The organism is Pseudomonas trutticola BRTCR10 (assembly GCF_056155105.1).
Genome location: NZ_CM149552.1, coordinates 6,520,743 through 6,542,160 on the forward strand (window position 1 = coordinate 6,520,743; position 21,418 = coordinate 6,542,160).

15 protein-coding genes are annotated in these 21,418 nt (G+C 58.8%); 10 read left to right on the plus strand and 5 right to left on the minus strand.

Annotated features, from left to right (window positions below; all coding sequences use genetic code 11):
- Window positions 1-262: 262 nt before the first annotated feature.
- The 5 genes from ACVVH8_RS29725 (at window position 263) to ACVVH8_RS29745 (ending at window position 7,213) form a co-directional block, all read left to right on the plus strand.
- The gene (locus tag ACVVH8_RS29725; protein ID WP_475227756.1) at window positions 263-2,338 is read left to right on the plus strand and encodes a type VI secretion system Vgr family protein; all 2,076 of its coding nucleotides are present in this window, start codon (window positions 263-265) and stop codon (window positions 2,336-2,338) included.
- A complete protein-coding gene (locus ACVVH8_RS29730) occupies window positions 2,335-3,189 on the plus strand; it encodes a DUF4123 domain-containing protein (protein WP_315444976.1) in 855 nt (284 codons plus the stop codon). Before ACVVH8_RS29725 ends, ACVVH8_RS29730 begins: the two co-directional genes overlap by 4 nt.
- Window positions 3,186-3,959 carry a hypothetical protein gene (locus tag ACVVH8_RS29735; RefSeq protein ID WP_315444975.1) on the plus strand — a complete coding sequence of 258 codons (774 nt, stop codon included), beginning with the start codon at window positions 3,186-3,188 and terminating at the stop codon, window positions 3,957-3,959. The genes ACVVH8_RS29730 and ACVVH8_RS29735 overlap by 4 nt, the downstream gene beginning before the upstream one ends.
- Before the next feature lie 12 nt (window positions 3,960-3,971).
- Window positions 3,972-6,155: a lipase family protein gene (locus tag ACVVH8_RS29740; RefSeq protein ID WP_315444974.1), complete on the plus strand. Its 2,184-nt coding sequence runs from the start codon at window positions 3,972-3,974 to the stop codon at window positions 6,153-6,155.
- An 83-nt stretch (window positions 6,156-6,238) separates the two neighbouring features.
- Complete coding sequence (locus ACVVH8_RS29745) at window positions 6,239-7,213, plus strand: transposase (protein WP_475227758.1); 975 nt, start codon at window positions 6,239-6,241, stop codon at window positions 7,211-7,213.
- 119 nt (window positions 7,214-7,332) lie between these two features.
- Here ACVVH8_RS29745 and ACVVH8_RS29750 read toward each other — a convergent pair whose 3' ends face one another.
- Window positions 7,333-8,232 carry a homocysteine S-methyltransferase family protein gene (locus ACVVH8_RS29750; RefSeq protein WP_475227761.1) on the minus strand — a complete coding sequence of 300 codons (900 nt, stop codon included), beginning with the start codon at window positions 8,230-8,232 and terminating at the stop codon, window positions 7,333-7,335.
- Window positions 8,233-8,344: 112 nt separating this feature from the next.
- Here ACVVH8_RS29750 and ACVVH8_RS29755 point away from each other — a divergent pair, with 112 nt between their 5' ends.
- The 4 genes from ACVVH8_RS29755 to ACVVH8_RS29770 all read left to right on the plus strand — a co-directional run bounded on the left by ACVVH8_RS29755 (window position 8,345) and on the right by ACVVH8_RS29770 (window position 15,496).
- Entirely contained in the window at window positions 8,345-9,166 is an 822-nt protein-coding gene (locus ACVVH8_RS29755) for an ABC transporter substrate-binding protein (protein ID WP_475227764.1), read from the plus strand.
- Window positions 9,163-9,999: an amino acid ABC transporter permease gene (locus tag ACVVH8_RS29760; RefSeq protein WP_475227766.1), complete on the plus strand. Its 837-nt coding sequence runs from the start codon at window positions 9,163-9,165 to the stop codon at window positions 9,997-9,999. Before ACVVH8_RS29755 ends, ACVVH8_RS29760 begins: the two co-directional genes overlap by 4 nt.
- 85 nt (window positions 10,000-10,084) lie before the next feature.
- A complete protein-coding gene (locus tag ACVVH8_RS29765; protein WP_475227770.1) occupies window positions 10,085-13,042 on the plus strand; it encodes an autotransporter outer membrane beta-barrel domain-containing protein in 2,958 nt (985 codons plus the stop codon).
- A gap of 198 nt (window positions 13,043-13,240) precedes the next feature.
- Window positions 13,241-15,496 (plus strand): autotransporter outer membrane beta-barrel domain-containing protein, encoded by a 2,256-nt coding sequence (locus ACVVH8_RS29770; RefSeq protein WP_475227773.1) that lies wholly within the window; start codon window positions 13,241-13,243, stop codon window positions 15,494-15,496.
- Between the two features lie 200 nt (window positions 15,497-15,696).
- On the opposite strand, the gene oadA is transcribed toward ACVVH8_RS29770, so the two are convergent.
- Window positions 15,697-17,502, minus strand: a complete 1,806-nt coding sequence (gene oadA, locus ACVVH8_RS29775) for a sodium-extruding oxaloacetate decarboxylase subunit alpha (RefSeq protein WP_475227776.1) — start codon at window positions 17,500-17,502, stop codon at window positions 15,697-15,699.
- Window positions 17,503-17,513: 11 nt separating this feature from the next.
- Window positions 17,514-18,929 carry an acetyl-CoA carboxylase biotin carboxylase subunit gene (locus ACVVH8_RS29780; protein WP_025112637.1) on the minus strand — a complete coding sequence of 472 codons (1,416 nt, stop codon included), beginning with the start codon at window positions 18,927-18,929 and terminating at the stop codon, window positions 17,514-17,516.
- Between the two features lie 190 nt (window positions 18,930-19,119).
- On the opposite strand from ACVVH8_RS29780, the gene ACVVH8_RS29785 reads away from it, so the two are divergent.
- Complete coding sequence (locus ACVVH8_RS29785) at window positions 19,120-20,082, plus strand: LysR family transcriptional regulator (RefSeq protein WP_103302748.1); 963 nt, start codon at window positions 19,120-19,122, stop codon at window positions 20,080-20,082.
- Here the strand turns inward: ACVVH8_RS29785 and ACVVH8_RS29790 are convergent.
- A complete protein-coding gene (locus tag ACVVH8_RS29790; protein WP_103302750.1) occupies window positions 20,024-20,227 on the minus strand; it encodes a PA3496 family putative envelope integrity protein in 204 nt (67 codons plus the stop codon). The two genes, ACVVH8_RS29785 and ACVVH8_RS29790, sit on opposite strands and share 59 nt — an antisense overlap.
- A 235-nt stretch (window positions 20,228-20,462) precedes the next feature.
- Entirely contained in the window at window positions 20,463-21,329 is an 867-nt protein-coding gene (hexR, locus tag ACVVH8_RS29795; RefSeq protein ID WP_007962240.1) for a transcriptional regulator HexR, read from the minus strand.
- Window positions 21,330-21,418: the final 89 nt, after the last annotated feature.

Sequence of the window (21,418 nt, forward strand, 5' to 3'; positions counted from 1 at the left end):
AACAGCGCCAGACGTTTACTACACAAAAATAAATGGCGATTTGTCTGACGTATTTGAGCCACATACCTGCCAAGAATCCGAGCCTCGCAATAGCGTCAGTGAAGAGGCAATCGAACCACACAAAAAATCAGGGTCCTTTCCTTCAACCCCATAGGACCCCTCCTACATTTTTTCTTCGGCACGTTTGTTAGCTTTCGGCACTTGTATCTGCCTCCACGCATTCAGATACAAAGTCCCTCAACGACCGTCGAAGGAGCAAAGGATGCAAAGCGCCAGCCATCTCGCACGTTTCAATCTGACCATTGATGGTCTGGAGCATGACCTTCAAGTCCTGGAGTTCACCGGTCATGAGGCGATCAGCACACCCTATGCCTTTAACGTGGAACTGGTCAGCGAGAGGCCGAATCTCGACCTTGAAAGTCTGCTGCATAAACAGGCCTTTCTGGCATTCAGCAACGACCACCATGGCATTCATGGGCAAATCCATCGCGTTGCGCAAGGCGACGCCGGCAAGCGTCTGACGCGTTACAGCCTCACGCTTGTACCTCGGGTGACCTATCTGGGCCACCGTATCAACCAACGTATTTTTCAGCAGCTGACCGTCCCGCAAATCATTGCGCAGGTGCTGGAAGAACACGGCATCCATCGCGACCTCCATCTGTTTCAGTTGGGTTCCAACTATCCGGATCGCGAATACTGCGTGCAGTACGACGAGTCGGATTTGCACTTCGTCCAAAGGCTTTGCCAGGAGGAAGGCATTCATTACCACTTCCGGCACAGTCGCGAAAAACACCTGATGGTGTTCGGTGACGACCAAACCGTATTCCCCAAACTTGACCGGCCAACACCTTACAAACAGGACAGCGGCATGGTTGCCGGGGGGACGGTGATCAAGCAATTCGGCCTGCGAGTTGAAGCCCGCACCAGCCGCACCACTCGCCGTGATTACGACTTCGAAAAATCCCGCATTGTGCTGGAGTCCGACTATCAACCTGACGCCGATCAGAACCAGCCTGACCTGGAAGATTACGACTACCCCGGCCGCTTCACTCTGCGTGAACGTGGCAAGTTTTTAACCAAACGGGCGCTGGAACGCCATCGTGCCGACTTTCAGCAAGCTGAAGGCAACAGTGATCAGCAGACGTTGGTATCCGGGCACTTTATGGAGATGTCCGAGCATTCGCGCACGGAGTGGAATGATCTTTGGTTGCTGACAGAAGTGCGCCACGAATGTAAGCAGCCGCAAGTGCTGGAAGAGAGCATCACAAGCGAGACCTCCGCTCACGAAAATGATTTTGTTCAAGGCTATCGAAACCGGTTTGTCGCCACGCCTTGGGACGTTTTCTACCGACCGCCCCACCATTACAAAAAGCCGCGAGTGCTGGGCAGCCAGACCGCCATCGTCACAGGTCCCAAAGGTGAGGAAATCCACTGCGATCCGTTCGGCAGGGTCAAGGCTCAGTTTTTTTGGGACAGAGCAGGTCGCCACGACGACAAAAGCAGTTGCTGGTTGCGGGTGTCATCCAATTGGGCCGGCAGCGTTCATGGCAGCGTGACTATTCCGAGAGTGGGCATGGAGGTTTTGGTCAGCTTCCTTGAAGGTGATCCCGATCAACCGGTAATCAGTGGCTGTCTGGCCAACAGCGCCAACCCGGTGCCCTACGAATTGCCCGCGCATAAAACCCGAAGCGTGTTTCGCTCGCGCAGCTCGCCCGACAGCGGCGGATTCAACGAATTGCACCTGGAAGATCGCGCCGGTCAGGAGTTGATCTACCTGCGCGCCCAGCGCGACATGGAGCAAAAGGTCGAAAACGACAGTCGTCTTGAAGTCGGAAATGAACGCAGGGAAACCATTAAGGGCAACAGCATCACCGTGCTGGAAGCCGAAGAACACCGCACCATCACCGCCGACCGCAAAGTGCAGCTCAAGGCCAATGACTATCTGCATGTCGCGAGCAACAGCCAGACCCGAGTCGAGCAAACGCTGGTCGTGGAGGCCGGCCAGCAAGTGCACATCAAGGCTGGGGCGCACCTGACGCTGGATGCTGGCGCGAGCATCAGCCTCAAGGCCGGTGGACAGCACATTGTGATCGGCCACGGTGGCATTTTCAGCAGCAGCGAAATCCAGATCGGGGGTGCCCCGGTGGCGGGTTCCGCTGCCGCATTGTCAATGCCAGGCGCCAACGATGCATTGGCTGTGCCAGCAGAACTGCCGCCGATGATTGCGCCCAGCCAGAATCAATTGATGGCCGTCAGCAGCGTTATGGGATCGGACTTCTGTCCAATCTGCGAGGCCTGTCGTGCGGGTATTTGCCTGTCTCAAGGAGCCGCCGCATGACTGACTCGCTACCCCGCCAATGGATGAGAGAACAGCAACGTTCAGGTTATGCCTTGTGCGTCGTTCTGGACTCACAGAACGAGCGCGACATGCGCCAATCCCTTTTGAAAACCTGCCAATTCGACCAGTACCTGAGCGTTTACGGAGAAACGCTGGTGGCTGACCTGGCTGATGCCGGGCCATTTGTCTTCACCTTCGAGCAGCCCGATGACGCCCGCATCAGCGAACTGCTGAAGAACCCGCAACGTCACTGGGGCTGGTTAGCCAGCCTTCAAAATGGCGATTTGAGCCGGCTGGTCAAACATTGGCAGGAGCGCCTGATCATCGGTACGCGACCGCATCAGGCGCTGTACCGTTTTCACGATAATCGGGTATTGAGCCGCGCCCTCGAGCACCTGTCTGAGGACGCCTGGCCGGCCTACCTCGGGCCAGCGATCAGCGTGTGTTACTGGCAGGGCACACGCTGGGAGAGCGCAAACAATCCCGCCCCTGGCAGCTACCCCGTGCCAGAGCAGCCGCTGTGGCACCAAGTGCCAGTACCTAACAACCAGACTAATGAAATTCGCCTGATCAATGCCCGTCGCTACTTGCTGGCGGAGCATGTCCAGGCCTACGCCAAACTTGCCGAACACCATGATCCCGATACGTGGCTGCGCGACAGACTGGCGCAGGCAGAAACATGGGGTTGGCTGGCGCCCGAGCAACTGGAGTTTTTGCTGACTCAGAGCCTGCACGCGCAGGGCTATACGTTGGCGCCGCACTGGCAGGTTCGCCCCGGCGAAACGCCTAGTGAGCATTTCGAGCGGGTGTCCCAAACAAACGCATTTTGGCAAGGAGACGCCGCCCTATGAAACGCCTGATTCGCACAGCAAGTCTGGGTTTTGGCCTCGCGCTTACTGCAGGCTGCGTGAGCAGTCAGCCGAATACGTTCACCTTCACCGCCAATATGCCGCCCGACTTCACCTATGAGGCCATTGCAGTGTATGTGCCTGCCAAAGGGGAAACCTGCACCGTGCCGGGCGGACGAGGTGCTGGAGTGGGTTACAACCTTAAATGGCGTGAAAACTATCAGCCCAACTCCGAAATAGCTGTGCGCAGAACAGTCAGCGGTTGCCCGCTGGTGATAAGCCGCATCGAGCTGGAAATCTATGCGATTTACGGTAAAGACCGGGGAGATTTTGGCGCCGACAGCGCGAGAGTGTTCGTTCGGAATGAAGTGAAAGATCAATACAAAAGCGTCTTCAACGAAGCAGGCGAAAGCACCTTCTACGGTGAATGCCAACAGCTCTTCCGAACGGTAGGGCCAAAACGGCGCATCGTGAAACTCCTCGATTGCAAGACTACCGATGCTCAGGGCGAGCTGAAAAGAGGCAAGCCTTCCGCCGCTTATACCCCGGACCAACTGCCGGGTAAGACCGTGAAGATGCGCATCAAATTGGCCGACGAAGAAAGACCCGGCTGGGGAGACACGTGGGTCAAGGTTCCGAACGGCTGGAAGCGTTGCATGGGCAGAGGACTTGAAGATCAACGAGGTTATTGCAACGGCAACTACACCGACTTCAGCACTTTCCTGATGCCAGACGGCCGGCAATGCACCATCTATCCCGGTTGTACGGAATAAGGAGGTTTCGAAATGACACCAATGGAAAAAGAGCTGGAATCTCCACTGAGCAGCCGCGTATTGACATGTCCAGCACAGGGTCGGTGGAGCAGCTTTCAATTAGTCGACGAGTTTGGTTCCGGCGAACCGTATGAAGGCTTGGCCTACGTCGTAATCGATTCGGAAGGAAAAACCTACGATGGCAATCTCGATGGCACTGGCACAGGCAAAGTTTCTGAGCACTTCGCAGGGCCGATAGCACTCACCTTTGATCAGAAGTACCAAGGGGAAGAAGAGCTATATAAGGACTTACAAACAAGACCTCATTACCCCCTGAAAATTACTGAACTTCAGGTACGCGCCGAACAAACCCGCTACCTGAACCACAACTCGACCCGCACCAAAGAAAACCCCACACAAGCCTGCGCCGATGAATTTTTTCAGGTGGAAGTCCGCCATCTGGTCAAGCATGTTTCGCATTTACCGCCGCAGGTTTATAGCCATTACCCACCCGGGGCGGGGCCGGCGAAGATCATGGGCAAGCATGGTGAACGCGGTGTTGTCCTTATGCCGTTAAAACACACAGTGCTTGAAGTACGCCCGATGCGCGCCTTGCGCCCCATGCTGTCAATCGACCCCGGTTTCTGCGCGCTAAACCTCTATCAACTTTCGCTCATGTCTACCCTGAGCTATTGCCCGTTTGGTCAGGACCCGGATGAACACCCCGTCGAAACGAAGACAGTGCGCTTCCCCTTGCAACCCACTGTTGGTAACTGGTTCGGGGATGCACTGGCCAAATTCGAAGAGCTTGGCAACGTCGATACGACGCAGACACAAGCGTATTACCCGCTTTTTGAGGATGTGCCGTATTCCAGGCGACTGGAGATCGTGCCGTTCGACCCAGACCTCTATGACGCAAATAAACCTGAACGGGACGACGAACAGGAATACCCGGCAAAGGTCCATTTCTTCGACGACAGGATCTTGGGTAAGCAGTCCACCGATACCCAAGCCTTCATCACCCACCACAACGAGTTAACCCTGATTTCCGTGCGTGGCACCTATGAAATCATCGCAGATGGCCTGCGCGATGCAGATGCGTTTCAAGTGCCGTTCGAAGAACACGGCAGCAAGGTGCACCGTGGCTTTTACGAAGCTGCGCAGAAAGCCTATGGTTTTGTCGTGAAATACCTCGACAGGTTTTATACCGGTCAAAAACTGCTGATCTGTGGGCACAGCCTGGGGGGCGCAGTCGCATTGCTGCTTTCGGAAATGCTGCGTCGGCGAGCAGACTTCAACTACAACATCCAGCTCTACACCTACGGTGCCCCTCGCGCCGGTGACGCCCTGTTCACCAAAGGCGCAGAGCCGCTGGAACATCACCGCATGGTCGCCCATAACGATCCGGTGCCCAGTGTGCCCGGCACCTGGATGAACACCAAAGCGAGTGTTTACGGGACAGGAGCGGCGCTGACCTTCGTCAACGTGCCCGTAGGCCTGTCGGTGTTTGTCGCCGGTATTACCAACTGGACCGGCGAACCTTACGAACACCACGGCACGCTGTACCACGCGATGCAGGTGCAGTTTGATCGCAAGGAAAAGTCCATGATCCTGTGGGAGCCCGGTTGCGACACCGTTGCGCAGCACGCCGCCTGCTCGGTGGCTATTCAGCAAAAAAACGGCCTCCCCGATCGACCTTCGTTACTGACGCAACTCTTCAATGCCGGCAGCCACTCGATGGTCGGCAGCTACATTCCGGCGTGCTGGGCAACGCTGAAGCGTTGGCAGGAAGCGCAAACGGCAAACCGCTCCATCGTCACTGACGGGGAGTTTGAGTGGGTGGAAAAAGCGTTGACGAGTGTCACTCGGCAATTGCGGGCAAAGCGCGAACAGACGCGCCCCGACGCTTACGTTCGCACTCATGAAAAAACCACCGAGGCGCTCAATCATGAGATCGACAAAATACACACGACAGTCGCTCGCCTGAAAATCTTGAAGAGCCAGCGCATCACCGAAAACAAGGTCTATGGATCGCTTTCCACCCGGCCGGAACCGTTATCTGAAAGCCTGTCGCGCTGGCTTGCCCACTCGGAAAACAAAGTCGTCGAGCAGCTAGCTATGGCGCCCACCCGCAAAAGTGATGACGGGCTACTGGCTTCGATCTACGGCCATACCGTGGGTGCGCCGCATACGCTGGATATCGATTCATTCATCTAAAAACAGTCCGGCACCCTCGCCATTTGCGTGTCTTGCGGGTAACCCGCGCCTGAAGGCTGCCCGGTAAACCCGCGAGGTTTTCCATGAAAGATTCAAGTTCAATGTCCGGTGCTCAAGCACTACCCGACTATTACCGGTGCCTCCCCGCCGAACTCCATAGTCACGCGGATGATTTCATTCGCTATCTGCACGAATTACCCACTCGCACACCGGTCGAGTGCCCGCAGTGCGGTCACCCCCGTTTCAGACTGGACGCAGGCCAAAAGACACGCCTGCCGTACTACCGCTGCATGGCGTGCAACAAAGGCTTTAATTGTCTGTCGAAAAGCCCGTTTTCGAATATCGGGCTAATGCACCTGTGGTCAACCTTCGGCCAATACCTGTTGGCGGGTTGGCCGATGCCCCGTATCGCCAAAGCCATGAATATTTCCTCCAGCACCCCATGGCGCTGGAGCAAACACTGCCGCGCGGTCATGGCTAAAGATTTTCCAAAGCTGTATCAGTGGTGGGCGGCACGGCAGGATCGAATAAATCTGGAGCCACCCGCACCTATTGCGGCCCAAGCCCAAGCGTTCATGCGTGGACTGGAGCATTTGCTCACGACTCCGCAGGCCGTCTGTCCAAAATGTGGTTCACCTGACATGCAGCGTTTCGATGAGCGCCGCCCTGATTTTCGTTGCCCAAACTGTTGGAGCACAGTGAGCCTGCTCCAGGGCACGCTGCTCGCCCGTCTGGGTTATCCAGAACACTGGCTTGTTTTCGTCCAAGGCTTGATCAACGGCGAGAGCGTGACTGATTTACAGCGGCGTACAGGACTTTGCCAGCCGACGTGCAAGCGTTGGCAGGTACGTTTCATCCGAATGTTTGAAGAACAGGGCCACACCGATCTGGCGCAATGGATTACATGGCTGCGCAGCCGTCGGGTTAAAGAAATGAGTGATTTTGTGCGAGACGGCGGGGAACTGGAAGTGGTTACAGGTTCTCGTTATTCCGCGAATTCAGGACGACGATTTGCCGTTCCCCCGAAGAACTCCCGCAAGCGCAAATCAGATACGTAGTCCGCAGGAGCATTTAACCCCGCGCACTTTCACCGGGCGCATCGGGGTTGGTAGGGTAGGCGATGACAGGATTCATGGGACAGACCTCATCAAGCAGATGAGGCCCATCCTGGAGTTGTTTAACCGAGTTTCTGCGCCAACACCGCAATGTGCTCCGGCCCGATCCCGCAGCAACCGCCCAAATGACTAGCACCACGTTTCTGCCAATCACGCGCCCAATGCAGATAACCCGGCGGATCGAGATCTTCGCGCAACGGGTCTAGTCCATCATTGGCCGTCGCTTCTTTCGGCTGTGGCGGAAACGCATTGGCATACGCGCCGATGTGAATCTTCACCCCCAGACGTTCGAAGGTGTCGCGCGCAGCATCAATCGCCGCGCCGATCACTTCCGGCTGACTGCAATTGAACAACAGCGCCTCGACGCCCAACTCGGCGGCCACCGCAGCCGCTTCGGCCACCGGTTCGCCGGAACGCAAACGCGGCACTTCGTCAGTGTCTTCGTCCTTCAAGGTAAACGACAGCCAGAACGGCTTGCCGTCCTGTGGCAGCCCGGCATGGATGGCCCGCGCCTCGATGATCGAGCTCTGGGTTTCCGCCAGCCACAGGTCCACGTGCGGGGCCAAGCCCTTGACCAACGGGTTGAGCAATTCGGTCACCCGGGACGCCTCGAACAGATCAGGGCGATAGGAGCCGAACAACGGCGGCAAGGAACCGGCCACTCGCACGGCTTTGCCCGATGCCTGCACCGCACGCCGTGCCAGTTCACCGGCCAGTGCCGCCAGCGCCTGACCTTCAGCGGCGAAACGTTCTTCGCCGATGTGGAACGGCACCACCGCGTAACTGTTGCTGGTGATCACATTGGCACCGCTGTCGATGTAGGCGGCGTGTACCGCTTCCACCGCTTGCGGCGCTTCGCTCAACGCCAGGGCTGACCACTCTGGCTGCCGGAATGGCGCGCCGGCGCGTTGCAACTCACGGCCCATGCCGCCATCGAGAATAATCGTGCTTGCTGCGCCCATATGCTTTTCACTCATATGCTTATGAAAATAACTCACTACCAGAGTCGTTCTTATAACTATTTAATACGCACCATTCGGTTAATAACAACCTCTTTTTTTCCAGGGATCGACTGTGAAATTTCAACCACTACTGGCCCTGGGCCTGACGATTCTGGCTGCCTCCACCCAAGCCTTCGGCGGTACCACACTGGATCGTGTCGAGCAGAAAAAAGAGTTGGTCGGCGTACTGATGGAAAGCTATCCGCCCTTCTCGTTTCTCAACGAGCAAAACCAGCTCGACGGCTTCGATGTCGACGTCGCCAAAGCCGTGGCGGACAAACTTGGCGTGAAACTGCGGCTGGAAACGCCGTCGTGGGACGTCATTGCCGCCGGCCGCTGGAGCGGGCGCTACGACATCTGCATTTGCTCGATGACCCCGAGCAAGGCCCGCGCCGAAGTGTTCGACTTCCCGGTCGAGTACTACGCCTCGCCCGCAGTGATCGTGGTCAACGCCAAGGATGATCGCATCCACAGCGCCAAGGATCTGAGCGGCAAAAAAGTCGGCCTCACCAGTGCCTCCAGCTACGAAAGTTATCTGAACAAGAATCTGGTGATCGAAGGCGCTGAAGACACGCAGTTGCAGTACCCGTTCGAAGATGTGCAGATCGCCCCGTATGACACCGACAACGTCGCCTTCCAGGACTTGGGCCTGGGTGCCGGCGTGCGTCTGGATGCGATCCTCACCAACCTCGTCACTGCGCAGCCCCGCCTTAATCAAGACAAACGCTTCAAGCTCGCCGGCGATGCGCTGTACTCGGAGCCGAATTCGGTCGCCATCGAAAAGGGCGACGCGCAATGGGATGCCAAAGTCCGTGAGGTCTTTGCCCAACTCAAACAGGACGGCACCCTGAGCAAGCTCTCGCAAAAATGGATCGGCGCTGATATCAGCCAATGACTTCTTTCCCGACACCTCCAAAGCCACCACAACCGGTGGCTGAATCACGCCTGCAACGCTTGTTCGGTTTTCGTACGCGGCTGTACCTGACTTGGGCGGTGATGTTCTGCCTGTTCGCCGGATTCTTCCTGAGCTTCGACCTGAAGTTCTCGATCATCCTCGACAAGCTGCCCAATCTTGTCGGTCTCAAGCTTGCACCCAATGGCTTTCTGCAAGGCGCGGCGCTGACCCTGTTTCTGTGCGTGTGCTCGATTGTCGCTTCGTCATTGCTGGGCTTTGTTACTGCATTGGCGCGACTGTCGAAAAGCGCGGTGGCGTTCGGCATTGCCAGTTTCTACGCCTCATTCTTTCGCGGCACGCCGCTGCTGATCCAGATCCTGCTGATCTACCTCGGCTTGCCGCAACTGGGCATCGTGCCCGGCGCCATCGTCGCCGGGATCATTGCGCTGTCGCTGAACTACGGCGCTTACCTCAGCGAGATATTCCGCGCCGGGATTCTCGGCGTTCCCTATGGCCAGCGAGAAGCGTCACTGGCGCTGGGCATGCGCGACTCCGTAATTCTCTGGCGCATCACGCTGCCCCAGGCGATGCGCACGATCATCCCGCCCACGACCAACCAATTCATTTCGATGCTCAAGGATTCGTCGCTGATTTCCGTGATGGGCGTTTGGGAGGTGATGTTTCTGGCGCAGTCGTATGGCCGTTCAAGCTATCGCTACATCGAAATGCTGACGACGGCGGCGATCATTTACTGGCTGATGTCGATCGGTCTTGAGCTGATTCAGGCGCGGATGGAACGGCATTACGGCAAGGCTTACGTGCGCCGCTCCTAAGGTGGACCGCAACGTAACAGACATCATTCTGTAAAAACCCATCGCTATACAGGACGGCCCGTCTCTAACAAAAGGCCGTCCTCTCATGCCCTTCCCGCCGCAGCGTCTGTCGCTCGCAATCGCTCTGTTGATTTCCGCCACCGCCGCCCACGGTAAAACCGTACAGATCGACACCGCCACCACCGCCGCACAAACCCTCGGTGGCAGCGACACGTTGACGATTTCGGCGCCGGGCAGCATCACCAACAGCGGCAAGACCGTGAGCCTTAAAGACAAGACCAGCGGTGCCGGCGTGGTAATCGATAACGCCGGCAAGATCATCTCCACGGGCGGTCGGGCCATCGACAGCAGCGGCGATCTGACTCAGGCGCGCAACTACGCCATCTACAATCGTAGCGGTGGGCAGATTCTCGGCGCCAACGACGCTTTACGCATCGACAGCAACTTCGTCAGCGGCAGCCTGTTGATCGACAACAGCGGCATCATTCGCTCAACCACCGGCCAAGGGCTGGATCTGGATGCGTTGCGCAGCGACGGCGTGAAGACCACGATCATCAACCGTGAGGGCGGCTTGATTCGCGGCGATGCCAGCGACGGCATGAAGACCGGCGCCAACGCGACGATTACCAACTACGGCGAGATCTCTACGGGTGACTCGCACAATGCCGACGAGAAATTCGACGGCATCGACATAGACTCCGCGAGCGGCGTCAGCGTTACCAACTACGGGGTGATTTCCGGCGGCCGCCACGGCATCACCACCGACCTCGGTGCAACGCTGGTCAACTACGGGCAGATCACCGGGCGCAATGGTTCCGGATTCGGTTCCGACGGTGACGGCACGGTGATCAACCACGGCACCATTACCGGCGCGTATTCCGGCTTGCAAGCCAACGGCGATGGCGATGGCGTAGACATCGACAAGATCGCCCACATCGAAAACTACGGGACCATTCAAGGCGTTGGCGCGGGCGGTGTCGACAAGGGTGGCTTTGCCAATGGCAGCGAAGGCATCGCCCTCGGCGGCGGCTACATTCTCAACGCCAGTGGCGCGCTGATCAGCGGCGCCAACAGCGCCATTCTGGTGGACGACGGCAGCGGTGGTTCGGGACTCGCGGCGACCACGCTGGAGAACTTCGGCACCATCCAGGGTCTCGACGGTTTTGCCGTGAAGTTCGTTGGCGAGTTTGCCGACAACGTCGTCAACGGCGGCACTTTCAGCGGCAGCAATGGCCTGGCGCTGGATCTGGGCGGCGGCAATGACAGCCTGACTTTGCGCCATGGCAGCCGCTTCGTCGGCGCCTTGGACGGCGGCAGCGGTTACGACCGGGTGGTAATGGACGACGCGGCGGGTGGCAGCTTCGGCGACAGTCGCAACTTCGAATGGCTGGAAGTCAGCCAAGGCGCGTGGACGCTGACCGGCAAGGGCGATTTCAGCGACGGCGGCGCAGTGCGCAACGGCGCGACCCTGATCAATCAGGGCAGCATTGCCGGCAACCTGAGCGTGGATGCCGGCGGTGTCTATGCAGGTGGCGGTTCGGTGGGCAGCCTCAACGTCAACGGCACATTGCGTACTGACACCGGCCTCGGTCGCGCAACGGTTGTGCATGACTTGACCATGGGCAGCGCGTCCACCCTCGCCTACGGCGTCAACGCCGACGGCAGCAGTGCGCCTGTACAGGTCGGCGGCACGGCCAATCTCAATGGCGCGACCCTGGCGGTGAACCCCGGCAGCGGCACCTATCCGTGGCAGAGCCATTACACCGTGCTGCAAGCCGCGCAGGTCAACGGCACCTTCGGCAAAGTCACCAGCGACTATGCGTTTCTCACGCCGACACTGGCCTATACGCCGACTCAAGTCGACCTGACGTACACCCGCAACGACGTCGCCTTCACTGACTTCGCCGCCACCAGCAACGGCAGCAATGCCGCCAACAGTCTGGCCTCGATGGGCAAGAACAACGCCCTCTACAACGCCCTGCTCAACACCACCCAAAGCACGGCGGGTGCAGCGATCGAGCAACTGGCCGGCGCCAGCAATGCCAACCTGAGCAGCGCCACCCTCGGCGCCAGCAGTCAGGTCGGCAGCAGCATGCTCTCGGCGATGCAGCAAATGGGCGGCAGCCCGGGCTTGATGGTCGGCCTCGATCAGCGCGAGACACCCGTGTTGGCCGCGAACGGTGTACCGTCCGCCGCACGCAATCTGAACGATCCGAACGCTCGCGGCCGACTCTGGCTGCAAGCGATCGGCGGCTACGGCAAGCTTGACGGCGAACACGGCAGCAGCGGTCTGGAACAACGCACCAAGGGCAGCGTGCTCGGCGCTGACTGGTCTCTCAATCCGCAATGGCGCCTGGGCGTACTCGGCGGTTATTCGAAAACCGACCTGGACGCTACTGGCATCGATGGCAACGTCGAGAGCTGGCACGCCGGCGTTTATGCCTTGCATCAAAACGGCCCGATGGCGTTGCGTCTCGGCGCGGCCTACAGCGGCCATCAAGGTGAAAGCAAACGCACCATCGCCTTCAATGGTTTCAGTGATCGCCCCAAAGGCGACTACGACGCCGACAGCCAGCAAGCCTTCGCCGAACTCGGTTACGCCATGGGCAGCGGCCGCCTCAGCGCTGAACCTTTCGCCAACCTCGGCTACCAGCGCTACCACCGCGACAGCTATCGGGAAAAGGGTGGCGCGGCGGCGCTGCAAGTCGACAGCCAGACCCAGGACAACTTCAGCAGCACCTTCGGCCTGCGTCTGGCGCACCTGAGCAGCCTGGACAACGGCATGAGCGTGACACCGCGAATGGCCGTTGGCTGGAAGCACACCTACGGTGATGTCAGCAGCTCAACACGTCAGGCCTTCGTGGTTGGCGGCACGGCGTTCAGTGTCGATGGCAGTTCGCTGGATCGCGACAGTCTGGTGTTGGAGGCCGGGCTGGACGTGGGAATTTCTGCGCGGCATACGCTGGGCGTGGGATACAGCGGCGAAATCGGCAGCAACAGTCGCAATCATGGGTTGATTGGGCAGTGGCAGATGAGCTTTTGAGTTTGAACAGTCGGCGAGGTCCGGGTTGGTTGTAGGAAAAGGGATCGGTGCAGCCGAGTAAAAGCACCGGTTGGTACCACCGTGGCGATTTTCTACAAAACGATCCGACGTCGCCTGCAAGGCTGCGGGAAGTAGCCGACATCGGATTTTCTGGCGCATCAATAGAGTTGGGTCTCCTGTCAAAAGAGGCCGAACTTGATGCCCGTTCAACATCGATACAAACCACAACACCTGGCTTTGGCCATTGCGCTGGCACTTGGCGGCGTAGAGCTTGCGAACGCACAGCTACCTTCGCAAATGACTGACTCACCTGTGATCATGGAAGTCCCGGAACTGCCGGAGGCCACGCCATATGAAGCGGCTCTTCAAAGGCTTAAAGATTTTTCCACCCATATAAACACCGTTCCAATCTCCTTCGACTCGCCCGAAAGTACTTTCCAGGGCACTGCTATCAACGATTTCATCGTTCTCAAAGACGGTGCCAGCTTCAGTGGTCGGCTGGACGGTGACGGGGGCGTAAACTACCTGGTACTCAACGCCACTGACGGCGGAACGATCAAAGACACCCGTAATTTCAATGGACTGCATCTCCTGCGTGGAGACTGGACACTGAGCAGCAAGGGAGACTTCACGGAAGGCGTGTTGGTAGATCGCGACGGCACACTGACCAACCTTGGCAGCATCGAGGGTGGTGCTATCAGCGTCGGCAAGTTTTTCAACAAGGGAAGCATCAAAGGCGATGTACATGTCGAGACGGGCGGCAGTTTTGCAGGTAAGGGGACGGTAAGAAACCTGCACGTTGAAGGCCTGCTCACCATCAATGGATTGCATGGCAGCCCCCGGGTCAAAGGCGATTTGAGCCTGTCCCGGACAGCCGAGCTGGCCTACGAGGTCACCCCTGAGGGCCGTGGCCAGACGATCAAAGTCGACGGCACCGCCGAGCTTGGTGGCGCCACCCTGAAAATCGTTGCGGCTCCCGGGGAATATCCAGCAACCAGCCCGTACAAAATCATCGAAGCCGCCAAGATTGAAGGTGAGTTCGGCACGATCCAGAACGATCTGGCTTTCATGACGGCCACAGCTCAATACAACAAAAAGTCTGTCGGACTGACTTACGCCCGTAACGATGTACCGCTGAAAAGCGTCGCCACTACGGACAGTGGTCGTGCGGTGGCAGAAAGTATTGTCGAGCCGATGGTGCCATCGTCTTCCACACCGTCGGCACCGCTGACGGCATCAGCTCCCCTACCAAATGCGGATACAGCGTCAGCTTCAACAGCAACGGCTCCCGCTTCCGATTCAGTGACTGCTCCTGCTGCAACCTCAGTTTCATCACCCGCTCAGGATGAATTCGTGACTGCGCCGGTCAGCGAAGCTGTCGAAGCGCCGGCCTCAGCACCGCAAAAACCCGCCAACAACGCCGTCGCCGCGATACTGGCCAGCGACAGGAAAACAGCCTCCATCGCCCTCGAACAACTCGCCGCCGGCAGCAACGCCAACCTCGCCAAAGCCACGCTGAACAGCATCACGCCCGTGAGTACCAGCATGCTGTCGGCCATGCGCCAACTGGATAACCGCTCCAACACTACGCGTGGTTCCGGCAACTCACCTCGCCATGCGGCGGGCGGTGCAGATTCCGGACGAGTCTGGGTTCAGGCCCTTGGCCATGGCGGCAAGGTCGACCGAGACTACGACAGCACCCTCAAACACGCTACCCAAGGTCTGGTCATGGGCGCTGACTGGCGGCTCAATGAGCAATGGCATGTCGGTTTGCTGGGTGGCAAATCCCAAACCAAACTCGACGCCCGCCAGTACGACGGCGACCTCGACAGTTGGCACCTCGGTGCCTACGCCGTGCGTCAGGACGGACCGTTGGCACTGCGCTTGGGCGCCACCTATGCCAGCCACGACGGCAGCAGCAAACGTCGGGTGGCGTTCAAGGGTTTCAGCGACAACCTTAAGGGCGACTACGACGCGAACACCCAGCAAGCCTTTGCCGAACTGGGCTTCAATCTCGGTCGTAACAACGTGACGCTGGAGCCCTTCGCCAGCCTCGGCTACCAGCGCTATCAACGCGACAGCTACAGTGAAAAAGGTGGGGATGCGGCGCTGAAAGTGTTCGGGCAAACCCGTGACAACCTCAGCAGCACCTTTGGCCTGCGCACGGCGCAGATCAACCGACTGGACAACGGCATGAGCCTGACACCGCGACTCAGTGCCGGCTGGAAACACACCTTCGGCGAGCTCGACATCGATACACGGCAACAGCTGGTCAAGGGTGGCAAGCGTTTCGAAGTGGCCGGTGCGGCGCTGGATCGCAACAGCCTGGGCGTCGATGCAGGACTTGACCTCGGACTGTCGGCCAATCACACCGTAGGTCTGGGCATCACTGGTGATTTCGGAACGGAAAGCCGTACTCACAGCGTGATGGGCCAATGGCGAATGGCATTCTGATGGTCTGAACGCCTTCATTGCAGGAGTGAGCCTGCTCGCGATGACTGAGTGTCAGTCGCTATAAGTGTTGGCTGATCCGCCGCTATCGCGAGCAGGCTCGCTCCCACAGGGGATTTGCGTGATTCAGAAAAATCCCGGGCGAAAAAAAGGGGAGCACCATGCTCCCCCGAGGTTTAAAGCGTTGGATCGCGGCTGTTATCTCAGCCTTCGATCTCGATCAGGATTTCGCCCGGATTCACCCGGTCGCCTTTAGCGACGTGGATCGCAGTGACCTTGCCGGCGATGGCGGCCTGGACTTCGGTTTCCATCTTCATCGCTTCGGTGATCAGTACTGCCTGGCCGGCCTTGACGGTGTCGCCTTCCTTGACCAGCACATCGACGATGTTGCCCGGCATGGTGGTGCTGACGTGACCCGGCGCGGACGCCTGTTTGCGTTTGCTGCTGCCACCGACGAACTCGTTGAGCGGTTCGAACACCACTTCTTCCGGCATGCCGTCGATGGACAGGTAGAAGTGACGTTTGCCTTCGGCCTTCACACCGACACCGGTGATGTCGACGCGGTAGGTTTCGCCGTGGACGTCGATGACGAACTCGGTCGGTACACCTTCGCCACCCGCCGACGCCACTGCACCAGCCTCGGGAATCGGCAGCAGCACTTCCGGCACGAGGGTGCCGGCGGCACGTTCTTCGAGGAACTTGCGGCCGATGTCCGGGAACATGGCGAAGGTCAGCACGTCTTCTTCCGACTTGGCCAAGGCGCCGATGTCGGCACGCAGCTTGGTCATTTCCGGCTTGAGCAGGTCGGCCGGACGCACGTCGATGACCTCTTCGCTGCCGATCGCCTGACGACGCAGTTTTTCGTTAACCACGCCCGGCGCCTTGCCGTAGCCACCTTGCAGGTAAAGCTTCACTTCGTTGGTGATGGTCTTGTAACGCTCGCCGGCCAGCACGTTGAAGAACGCCTGAGTGCCGACGATCTGCGAAGTCGGGGTCACCAGCGGCGGGAAGCCGAGGTCTTCACGCACGCGAGGGATTTCCGCCAGCACTTCGCCCATGCGGTTCAGTGCGCCCTGCTCTTTCAACTGGTTGGCGAGGTTGGAGATCATCCCGCCCGGCACCTGGTTGACCTGCACACGGGTATCGACAGCGGTGAACTCGCTTTCGAACTGGTGGTACTTCTTGCGCACAGCGTAGAAGTACAGGCCGATTTCCTGCAGCAATTCCAGATTCAGGCCGGTGTCGTACTCGGTGCCTTTGAGCGCAGCAACCATCGACTCGGTGCCCGGGTGGCTGGTGCCCGAGGCGAAGCTGGAGATCGCGGTATCGATGTGGTCGGCGCCGTTTTCGATGGCCTTCAGTTGGCACATGGTCGCCAGACCCGCGGTGTCGTGGGAGTGGATGAACACTGGCAACGACTGCTCGGCCTTCAACGCCCGGACCAGTTCGCCGGTGGCATACGGAGTCAGCAGACCGGCCATATCCTTGATCGCCACCGAGTCGCAACCCATGGCTTCCATTTGTTTGGCTTGAGCCACAAAAGCGTCGATGGTGTGCACCGGGCTGGTGGTGTAAGCGATGGTGCCTTGGGCATGTTTGCCGGCCGCTTTCACCGCTTCGATGGCCACGCGCAGGTTACGCACATCGTTCATCGCGTCGAAGATGCGGAACACGTCAATGCCGTTGACCGCAGCCTTGGCGACGAAGGCTTTGACCACGTCGTCGCTGTAGTGGCGGTAGCCCAGCAGGTTCTGCCCGCGCAGGAGCATTTGCAGGCGGGTGTTAGGCAGCGCCGCACGCAGTTGGCGCAGGCGCTCCCACGGGTCCTCTTTCAGAAAACGTACGCAGGCATCGAACGTCGCGCCGCCCCAGCATTCCAGCGACCAGTAGCCGACTTTGTCGAGCTTGTCGCAGATCGGCAGCATGTCTTCGGTGCGCATGCGGGTGGCGAGCAGCGATTGGTGAGCGTCGCGCAGGATGGTATCGGTGACAAAAATCTTCTTGGACATTGTTGTATTCCTCACAGGCCTGCGTGGGCGGCGATGGCGGCGGCGATGGCCAGGGCCAGCTCTTCGGGTTTGCGCTTGATCGAGTAGTTGGTCAGTTCAGGATGGCTTTCAACGAAGCTGGTATTGAACTGGCCGCTACGGAATTCCGGGTTGCGCAGGATTTCCTGATAGTAGGCAGCGGTGGTTTTCACGCCTTGCAGACGCATGTCGTCGAGGGCGCGCAGGCCACGGTCCATCGCCTCTTCCCAAGTCAGCGCCCAGACCACCAGCTTCAGGCACATCGAGTCGTAGAACGGCGGGATGGTGTAACCGGTGTAGATCGCCGTGTCGGTGCGCACACCCGGACCGCCGGGGGCGTAGTAACGGGTGATCTTGCCGAAGCTCGGCAGGAAGTTGTTTTTCGGGTCTTCGGCGTTGATGCGGAACTGCAACGCGAAGCCACGGTGCTGAATGTCTTCCTGCTTCACCGACAGCGGCAGGCCGGAGGCGATGCGGATCTGTTCGCGGACGATGTCGATCCCGGTGATTTCTTCGGTGATGGTGTGTTCCACCTGCACCCGGGTGTTCATCTCCATGAAGTACACCTCGCCCTCGGCGAGCAGGAACTCTACGGTGCCGGCGTTCTCGTAGCCGACAGCCTTGGCCGCACGTACCGATAGGTCGCCGATGTAGGCGCGCTGTTCCGGGGTCAGTTGCGGGCTCGGAGCGATTTCGATGAGCTTCTGGTTACGGCGCTGGATCGAGCAGTCACGCTCGAACAGGTGCACGACGTTGCCGAAGCTGTCGCCGAGGATCTGCGCTTCGATGTGCTTGGGATTGACGATGCATTTTTCCAGGAACACTTCCGCCGAACCGAAGGCCTTGGTGGCTTCGGAGATGACGCGGGGGAAATTCTGTTCGAGTTCTTCGCGGCTGTTGCAACGACGGATACCGCGACCGCCACCACCGGAAGTGGCCTTGAGCATTACCGGGTAACCGATACGGTCGCCCTCGGCCAACGCCTCTTCGATGTCCGCAACATTGCCTTCAGTGCCCGGCGTGACCGGCACACCGGCCTTGATCATGCTGCGCCGGGCTTCGGTCTTGTCGCCCATGCGGCGAATGACTTCTGCCGAAGGGCCGATGAATTTGATGCCGCGCTCGGCGCAGATGTCTGCCAGCTCGGCGTTTTCCGAAAGGAAACCGTAACCGGGGTGCAACGCATCGCAGCCGGTTTCAACCGCCAGGTTCACCAGTTTGCGCGGGTTGAGGTAACCGGCCAATGGCTCGGCACCGATGCTATGGGCCTCGTCCGCACGCTTCACATGCAACGCATGACGGTCGGCGTCGGAAAAAATCGCAACCGAGCGAATGCCCATTTCGGCGCAGGCCCGCACGATTCGTACGGCAATCTCACCACGGTTGGCGATCAGGATCTTTGTTATCACTTGGAGGTTCCCTTGAGCCGGTGGCACCACGACCTGCTAGACCCAGGTCGACGCGTGACCAAATGTTTCAATTTAGTCGCAGGTCCACACTAGCGCTCATGAGGGATTAACAAAAATGAATAAAAATTGGGTCAGGCATAAGTAAAGACTTATAGTCAGCGCATCTTTCCGCGTTCAGAGCCTGTAGAAAATGCGTAAGTCCTTGATGCGTATGACATTGCGTCAATTGCAGATCTTCAACGAAGTGTGCGATTTGCGTTCTTACAGCCGCGCGGCGGAAGAAATGTCGCTCACACAACCGGCTGTGAGCCTACAAATTCGTCAGCTGGAAGAGCTGATCGGCCAGCCATTATTCGATTACGTCGGCAAAAAACTCTACATGACCGAGGCCGCCGAAGCACTCCAACGGGCCAGTCGGGATATTTTCGGGCGCCTGGAAAATCTCGATATGCAGCTGTCGGACATGCAGGGCTCGCTGCAGGGCCAACTGAAACTCGCGGTGGAATCCAGCGCCAAATACTTCGTGCCGCACCTGTTCGCAGCGTTCAAGCGCCAGCATCCGGAAGTGAACCTGCAACTGACCGTGGTCAACCGGGGCCAGGTGATTCGCCGCCTCTCCGACAACCGCGACGACCTGGTGATCATGTCGATGGTGCCGCAAGACATGGGCCTGGAGTTTCTGCCGTTTCTCAATAATCCGATTGTTGCCGTGGCGCGTCCGGATCATCCGCTGGCACACATGGGCCCGTTGCGCTTGCAGGACCTTGAACCTTACACATTGCTGATCCGTGAGCCTGGCTCGGGTACGCGATTGGCGTGTGAGGAGTATTTCAAGGAAAAGCGCGTGCACTTCACTCAGACCCAGGAGGTCGCTTCGGCCGAAGCCCAGCGCGAATGCGTGTTGGCGGGTCTGGGCCTGGCGCTGTTGACGCGCCACGCCCTGAACCTGGAACTGGCGACCGGCGGCCTGGTGGAGCTGCCGGTCGAGGAGTTGCCGCTGTTTCGCAGTTGGTGCCTGGTGCAAGCCAAGGCCAAACGGCTGTCACCGGTGGCGCACGCCTTCCTGGCGTTTATCCGCAGCGAGCGCGTGCAGATCAGCGCGCTGGTTGAGCGTTTCGACGGGAAGCTGCGGGCGCTGCCTGCCAGTGATTGATTTCGGGAAAGTCGCCGATTTCGGCTTGAAGCTGACGAAGTTCGAAGCGATCTTCGATAGCGCGGCGAAACTCCATGCGGCGCTGGTCTTCCTGCTGACGACGGGTTTTCGCGGCGCTGTTGCGTTCTTCGTAAGGCTGAGCCATTTCGAGTCTCCCAAGGCGTTTACGGGAGTTTCACGATAGGCGTGAGGGATGACGGTTTGGCTGCCGGAGGATGACAGTCCAATGAATTTGCGTTGTTTTTTGCGGACGCCATCGCGGGCAAGCCCGCTCCCACAGAGCTTTGTGTCGAACACAATATTTGTGAACACCACCTGCCACTGTGGGAGCGGGCTTGCCCGCGATTAAGGTCGGAACGAGCTTACGATGACGTCAGTCATCAGTCATCCAGCGCTTTCACCGCTTTCGGCGACAACCGCAAGCTGCGCAGACTGCGCTTCACACTCTTCAGGTGATTGACCAGGCTCGGCCCGCGCGCCATGGCCACGCCCATCGCCAGCACGTCGATCACCACCAGGTGGGCGATACGCGAGGTCAGCGGCGTATAGATTTCGGTGTCTTCGTGCACATCGATCGCCAGGTTGACGGTGGACAGCTCCGCCAACGGCGTCTGACTCGGACACAGCGTGATCAGCGACGCACCGCTCTCGCGAACGAGGTTGGCGGTGATCAGCAGGTCTTTCGAACGCCCGGACTGGGAAATGCAGATCGCCACGTCAGTCGGCTTCAACGTCACCGCCGACATCGCCTGCATGTGCGGATCGGAATACGCCGCCGCCGTCAGCAGCAGGCGAAAGAACTTGTGCTGGGCATCCGCCGCCACCGCGCCTGAAGCACCGAAGCCGTAGAACTCGACACGCTGCGCCTGCGACATCAGCGTCACCGCGCGCTGCAACTCCACCGGATCGAGCTTCTCGCGAACCTCCATCAGCGTGTGCAGCGTGGTGTCGAAAATCTTCAGGCTGTAATCGGCAACCGAGTCATCTTCATGGATCGCGAACTGACCGAAGCTGGCACCCGCCGCCAGGCTTTGCGCAAGCTTGAGCTTCAGATCCTGAAAACCGGAACAACCGATGGCGCGACAGAAGCGCACGATGGTCGGCTCACTGATGCCGACGCTGTGGGCCAGGTCGGCCATGGAACTGTGCATCACGGCCGCAGGGTCAAGCAGCACGTGGTCGGCGACCTTGAGCTCCGACTTGCGTAACAGGTGACGTGACTGGGCGATGTGTTGCAGCAGATTCAAGGGGCTGGACTCTTCTTATGGTCGGGGATGTAGCAAGCTTGTAGTTATACTACATGAATCGGCTTTTTGCCTGCTCAATGCGTAACTCC